General features: G+C 52.4%; 5 protein-coding genes. 2 read left to right on the top strand and 3 right to left on the bottom strand.

Annotated features, from left to right (window positions below):
* Positions 1-362: 362 nt before the first annotated feature.
* The gene (locus QZ327_RS10295; RefSeq protein WP_294618982.1) at positions 363-1904 is read left to right on the top strand and encodes a glycine--tRNA ligase; all 1542 of its coding nucleotides are present in this window, start codon (positions 363-365) and stop codon (positions 1902-1904) included.
* A gap of 98 nt (positions 1905-2002) precedes the next feature.
* Complete coding sequence (locus QZ327_RS10290) at positions 2003-2671, top strand: FKBP-type peptidyl-prolyl cis-trans isomerase (protein WP_294618980.1); 669 nt, start codon at positions 2003-2005, stop codon at positions 2669-2671.
* A gap of 226 nt (positions 2672-2897) precedes the next feature.
* Here QZ327_RS10290 and QZ327_RS10285 read toward each other — a convergent pair whose 3' ends face one another.
* The 3 genes from QZ327_RS10285 to QZ327_RS10275 all read right to left on the bottom strand — a co-directional run bounded on the left by QZ327_RS10285 (position 2898) and on the right by QZ327_RS10275 (position 6676).
* Positions 2898-4844 carry a serine hydrolase gene (locus QZ327_RS10285; protein ID WP_294618978.1) on the bottom strand — a complete coding sequence of 649 codons (1947 nt, stop codon included), beginning with the start codon at positions 4842-4844 and terminating at the stop codon, positions 2898-2900.
* A 91-nt stretch (positions 4845-4935) separates the two neighbouring features.
* Positions 4936-5751 carry an N-acetylmuramic acid 6-phosphate etherase gene (gene murQ, locus QZ327_RS10280; RefSeq protein ID WP_294618976.1) on the bottom strand — a complete coding sequence of 272 codons (816 nt, stop codon included), beginning with the start codon at positions 5749-5751 and terminating at the stop codon, positions 4936-4938.
* A gap of 85 nt (positions 5752-5836) precedes the next feature.
* Positions 5837-6676 carry a BadF/BadG/BcrA/BcrD ATPase family protein gene (locus tag QZ327_RS10275; RefSeq protein ID WP_294618974.1) on the bottom strand — a complete coding sequence of 280 codons (840 nt, stop codon included), beginning with the start codon at positions 6674-6676 and terminating at the stop codon, positions 5837-5839.
* Positions 6677-6822: the final 146 nt, after the last annotated feature.

Below are 6822 nucleotides of genomic sequence, written 5' to 3'. Positions count from 1 at the left end.
GGGAACGCGTTCCCTCCTCATTGGGAATATGTTCCCAACTTGCAGGGAACACGTTCCCAATTAGATGGGAACATCCGAGGAAAAAGATGCTGTCGGTCACGGGGGAAGGACTTGCGGGAACCGGAGAGAGTCATCACCCTTCGGGACAGGAATTAAAAGCCGATACTTCCGTAAACATATACGCAAGAGTATCGGCTCCAACTTCTTTAACTTCTCTAACTCCTGTAGCTCCCGTAAATGAAAGAGCCGTGCGTGAATAAGATAAATTAATACCCCTGTTGTCCTATTTATAAGATAAATCCCTATCTTTGTGGCGCTTTTTATCTAAATGAAGATTTCAAATTAATTAAGATACAACAGAAATGGCACAAGAAGACGTTTTTAAGAAACTCGTATCACACTGCAAGGAATACGGATTTGTGTTCCCTTCCAGCGACATCTACGACGGACTGGGAGCCGTATACGATTACGGCCAGATGGGTGTGGAACTGAAAAACAACATCAAACAATACTGGTGGCAGAGCATGGTGCTGCTGCACGAGAACATTGTCGGCATCGACTCCGCTATCTTCATGCACCCCACGATTTGGAAGGCAAGCGGACACGTGGATGCGTTCAACGACCCTCTGATTGATAACCGCGACTCCAAGAAGCGTTACCGTGCCGATGTGTTGATTGAAGACCAGCTCGCCAAATACGACGACAAGATAAACAAGGAAGTGGCGAAAGCCGCCAAGCGTTTCGGTGAGGCTTTTGACGAGGCGCAGTTCCGTAGCACAAACGGACGTGTGTTGGAGTATCAGGCGAAGCGTGATGCCTTGCACCAACGTTTTGCGCAGGCGCTGAACGACGGCAACCTGGAAGAACTCCGCCAGATTATCCTGGACGAGGAGATTGTCTGCCCCATCAGCGGCACGAAGAACTGGACGGAAGTCCGTCAGTTCAACCTGATGTTCTCTACCGAAATGGGTTCTACATCGGATGGTGCGATGAAGGTTTATCTTCGTCCGGAAACGGCTCAGGGCATCTTCGTGAACTACCTGAATGTGCAGAAGACAGGCCGCATGAAGATTCCTTTCGGCATCGCGCAAATCGGTAAGGCTTTCCGTAACGAAATCGTGGCACGCCAGTTCATCTTCCGCATGCGCGAGTTCGAGCAGATGGAAATGCAGTTCTTTGTGAAACCGGGCACCGAGCTCGACTGGTTCAAGGCTTGGAAGGAGACGCGCCTGAAATGGCACAAGGCATTGGGCTTCGGCGACGACCACTACCGTTATCACGACCACGACAAGCTGGCCCACTATGCCAACGCCGCTACCGACATCGAGTTCCTGATGCCTTTCGGCTTCAAGGAGGTGGAGGGTATCCACAGCCGTACGAACTTCGACTTGTCGCAACACGAGAAATACTCCGGCAAGAACATCAAGTATTTCGACCCGGAAACCAACGAAAGCTATACTCCGTACGTCATCGAGACTTCTATCGGTGTAGACCGCATGTTCCTCAGCATCATGTCGGCATCTTATTGCGAGGAGCAGCTGGAGAACGGCGAAAGCCGCGTTGTCCTGAAACTGCCTGCCGCATTGGCTCCGGTGAAACTGGCTGTCATGCCGTTGGTGAAGAAAGACGGTCTGCCCGAAAAGGCGCGCGAGATTATCGACAGCCTGAAGTTCCACTTCAACTGCCAGTATGACGAGAAAGACAGTATTGGCAAGCGCTACCGCCGCCAGGATGCCATCGGTACCCCGTACTGCGTGACCGTAGACCATCAGACATTGGAGGACAACTGCGTGACATTGCGCAACCGCGACACCATGCAGCAGGAGCGTGTGGCTATCTCCGAACTGAACAATATCATTGCAGACCGCGTAAGCATTACGTCGTTGCTGAAGACGCTGCAATAAGAGACAGTCTGCCTGTGGGTGCCGGCATGTCTCCATGACAGTCCGGTATGCCTTCATGGCAGATATGAATAGTAGTAATCCCCGTAATTTATAAGTAGATGAAGAGACCGTTCCTTTTGTTTTTGCCTTTCTTGCTGTTCGTGGCAGGTGCGTTTGTGGCTTGCGAAGAAGTGCAGGAAGGTGGAAAGTATGATAACTGGCAACTGCGTAATGAAGCTTTTATCGATTCGATAAAAAGCAAGGTTGGCGATAATATCGTGACCTCACGGACAGGCGCGGAGAATATGGAAATAGGGAAACTGTATGCCATAAAGGTTGAGACCGAAAGCACCAGTGCCAATCCCCAATATGTCTATTGCAAGAAGTTGTGGAAAAGTGACGACGGAGCATATCCGTTGTATACGGAAAAGGTAAGTGTTTTCTATCATGGCACGCTTATCACGGGAGATAGGTTTGACGGCAACTTTGAGGGTTTTGGGGCGACGGATCGCGATATCCCGTTGCCTTTGTCCGAACCGTTGCCTCTGCTTGAAAACCCTTCCGGGTCTAAATGGCCCACTGTGTTCGACTCTTCTGCCGAATTTGCCGTATCGGGTAGCATTGCAGGATGGACATGGGCTTTGCAGTATATGCGGGCGGGTGAGCGCTGGATGTTGTATATCCCCTGGCAAAGCGCGTATGGTTCAAGCGGAAGTTCTACTATTTTGGGCTATTCATCCCTGACATTTGATGTGTATCTGAATGGTATTGCCGGGACTGACGATTAGAGCCTGGCATTTACACGGGTTATATTCGCTCCGCTCCGTGTGGAGTTAAAGACGTCAGGAGGGTGTCCAAACACCCCAAATATATAAGTCGAGAGTGTGTCGAAACACCTCAAACATACAAATCACCCCTACCATAGATATCTGTGGCAGGGGTGATTTGGCTAATAAGAGAGTTTCGACACATCCTCGACTTTGTTAATAAGGGAGTCCTGAACTCTCTTCTCCGCTAAATCTTATCCTTGATGGCTTTCACCCATATCTTATACCCCTCTTCCTTCAGGTGCAATCCGTCGTTGGTCAGGTCGGCACGCAGCACGTTGCTGCCTTTTTCCGTGAACAGCGGGAAGAGGTTGATGTACGTCACGCCTTTTTCTTTGGCAAGCGTTTCCAGTTGTCGGTTGATTTCGGGTATCATGCCGGTCTTTCCCGTCAGCCTTTTGTAGCGGCCGAAGCTTTCGTTGATGGGCAGCAGGCTTTGCAGGTAGAGCCGGGTGTCGGGAGACTCTCGTTGGATGCGCTCTACGGTCGTGCGAATCATCTTGACAATGCTGTCGGCTGCCAGGTCGTGGGAAATGTCGTTCACGCCGATAAGCAGGAACAGTTTGGCGGGATGTCCCGGCAGTATCTGGTGCAGGCGGTCGTAGACGCCCATCACCTCATCGCCGATAATGCCACGGTTGCGCACATGCTTGTTGCCGAGACGTGCCGCCCAGTCGCCGCCGTTCTCCGTCAGGCTGTTGCCCAACATTACGATGTCCTTGCTGCCGATTGCCGGTTCGTCCATAAACCGGAGGAAGCGTTTGTAGTAATGCTCCGTATAGGTGCGTGGGGCGGGATACAGGGAAGATGCCACTGCGTTGGCAACCAGCGAGCGCAGGCGCACTACGCTGTGCCCGTCTTCGGGATGTACGGCATTGATCAGCAGGATGACGGAAGTGTCGTTGTCGGGGTCGATAACGATGGATGTGCCGGTGTAGCCCGTATGCCCATACGTGTTCGGACCGAAGAAGTCACCGTTGTTCGAAGCGTATGCGGTGAATACGTCCCATCCCAAGGAACGTCCCAAACCGGCTGTTGCACGAGGTACGCTGCGCATCGCCTTTACGCCTTGCGGGCTGAGGATACGCCGTCCGTTCCATTCGCCGCCGTTCTGCAGGGCGGCGCAAAGCACGGCGATGTCTTCCGCGCAGGAGAATACGCCTGCATTGCCGCTGATGCCGCCGTTCATGATGCGTGCAAGCGGGTCGTGCACCTGGCCGCAGAGCACTTGCCCGTCGGGCTGTTTTTCTGTCGGGGCAATTTCCTTTAATTGGGAATTGAGAATTGAGAATTTAGAATTGGGAATTGGGAATTGGGAATTGGCTGCGCCGTTATTCTTCTTGTCTCCTTGTCTCCTTGTCTTCTTGTTTCCTTGTTCTCTTGTCTCATCGTCCGCTATTGTCACCCATTTTCCGTCTTTGTCGCGTCGGCAGGGGAGATAATCGGTATGGTCCATGCCTAATACGTCGAAGATGTTTTCGCGGGCGAAGTCGCGCAAGGATTGTCCGCTCACGGTTTCAATGATGTGTTGCAGGGTGATGAAGTTGAGGCAACTGTAGTTGAAGTCCGTTTGCGGCTTGAAGTTGCGCGGGCATCCGGCGATGTACTCCATCAGTCCGGCAGGGTTGGGAGAACCGTACTTCTTCTCCAACTCCGCTACCGGAGCGTAGGGCGGCAGGCCGGAAGTGTGTGTCAGCAGGTCGGCTATGCGGATGGTCTTTGTCTCTTTCCCGTCTTCGCTTGTCCAGTTCTTGAAGCCGGGGATGTAGAGGCTGACGGGGTCGAGCAACCGTATCTTTCCGCGCTCTGCCAAAATGAGGGCACACACGGCGGTGGACATGGACTTGCTGCAAGATGCCATGTCGAAAACGGTGTTTACGGTCATAGGCTCCGTAGTGGGATAGACCCGTTTGTTGCCGTATGCTTTCAGGTATGCCATTTTGCCGTTACGCACTACTGCGAGCACGGCGCCGGGAATTTGTTTGTCGGCAATGGCAGCTTCAATGGCTTCATCGGCATACATCAGCTTGCGGGAGTCCATGCCCACCTGCTCGGGGGCTACACGCTGCAACGGCTGTGCGCCGGCAGCTTGCATGCCGAACAGAAGTAAAAGGATACCGGTAAGTATTTTCATGCTATATGTTTTTATTCTTTATTTGTTCTTTTGTTCTTCTGTCTGAAATCGTTGTGATGCTTTGCCTTGCCTGTGGCAAATCCGGAAATCATCACTCCTTGGCACGATAAGCATCCGCCGCCTTCTTCACCGAGCCGTGCATCAGCAGCAGTGCCTTTGCCTTTCCGTAGTCAAGTCCCAGTTCTTCGACCAGCATACGTGTGCCGCGGTCCACCAGCTTCTTGTTGCTGAGTTGCATATTCACCATTTTATTGCCTTTCACGCGTCCCAGCTGTATCATTACGGAAGTGGTAATCATGTTCAGAATCATCTTCTGCCCCGTGCCCGATTTCATGCGGGAACTTCCCGTAACGTATTCCGGTCCTACAATCATTTCGATGGCTACATCGGACTCTGCCGCCATCGGCGAATCGGGGTTGCTGGTGATGCAGCCGGTCAGGATGCCATGTTCGCGGGCTTCGTGCAGTGCGCCGATTACGTAAGGAGTAGTGCCGGATGCCGCGATGCCGATAACCGTGTCCTTATCCGTGATGTTGCGCTCTACCAGTTCTTCCCAGCCGCGGTGCATGTCGTCTTCCGCGTTTTCCACCGGATTGCGCAAGGCTGTGTCGCCACCGGCTATCAGGCCGATAATCAGTGTGGGCGGCATGCCGAAGGTGGGGGGTATCTCGGAAGCGTCGAGCACGCCGAGGCGCCCGCTGGTGCCGGCTCCCATATAGAAGATGCGTCCGCCTTGTTTCATGCGGGGCACGATTTGCGTCACTAACTTCTCTATCTGCGGAATCGCCTTTTGTACGGCAAGCGCCACTTTTTGGTCTTCCCTGTTGATGTCTTCCAGCAGTTCACGGACAGACTTCTTCTCCAAGTCGTTGTAGAGCGAAGGTTGCTCTGAGATTTTTACAAACATAAGGCTGTTTACTATTTTGAGTAAGTATGTTAAATCGGTTTATATCATTATGCTATCTGTCATTCTCTTTTCCGCTTCCGCCGTCTTACCGGTGATAAGCTATCAATCCTTCCATGGGGCTCTTGATGACAGTGCCCAGCCGGATGCCGGTTTCCCGGGCGGCTTCCGCCAGTATTTCCTTGTAGTAGAAGGCTACGGAGCCGATAAAGTGCACCTTGTTCTCGCGGTAGTTCTCATACTGCATGACGTTGCGTTTGAGGAACGCCTTGAAGCTTCCCAGCACCAGCGTGCGTATGCAAGGCTCGTCCAGGTTCTGTGCGAGGAAGGGGGAGAGGCTTGCCAGAAAACGGTTGGGGAACGGCTTTCGGTAGACGCGGTCGATGATGTCCGCCGGTGTCAGGTCGAATTGCGTGAGGAATTTCTCCTTCAGTTCGGGAGACATCTGGTTCTTCAGGATGTCGCCCACCAGCAACTTGCCCAGTACGGCGCCGCTGCCCTCGTCGCCGAGGATGAAGCCCAGCGGGGAGACGTTGGACACAATCTGCTTGCCGTCATAATAGCACGAATTGGAGCCCGTGCCCATGATGCAGGCAATGCCGGCTTCGTGTTGGCAGAGCCCGCGGGCGGCTGCAAGCATGTCCGTGTTTACTTCCACTTCTCCTTTTACCCGGAGATGTTTCGTGATGGCACGGTGAACCATGGCTATCTTATCGGGAAATCCGCATCCCGCACCGTAGAAGTATACAGCATCCAAAGCGTCGGTTGTCAACTGGGGCAACAGTGCCGTTGCAATCTCGTTACTGATTTCCTCTTCCGACTGAAAGAACGGGTTGGTTCCTTTCGTGTATATCTGTCGGATAAGTTGTCCATTCTCTACAACACACCAATCGGTCTTTGTAGAACCACTGTCTGCTATTAGAATCATATCTTTAAGTTTTTAGTTTTTCAGTTATTTTGTTTTACTCGCTCGAAACGCAGGTGTCATGGTTACTTGGTGTTTTATCTTCCGATGAAACCCTCCCCGTGTCCTCTCGTCTCCTTGTGCTCTTGTACATTTGTCTCTGTCTCCTT

The sequence above is a fragment of the uncultured Bacteroides sp. genome (assembly GCF_910578895.1).
GTDB lineage: Bacteria > Bacteroidota > Bacteroidia > Bacteroidales > Bacteroidaceae > Bacteroides.
Note: the sequence above shows the minus strand (reverse complement) of the source record. Positions and strands in the feature narration are given on the sequence as shown.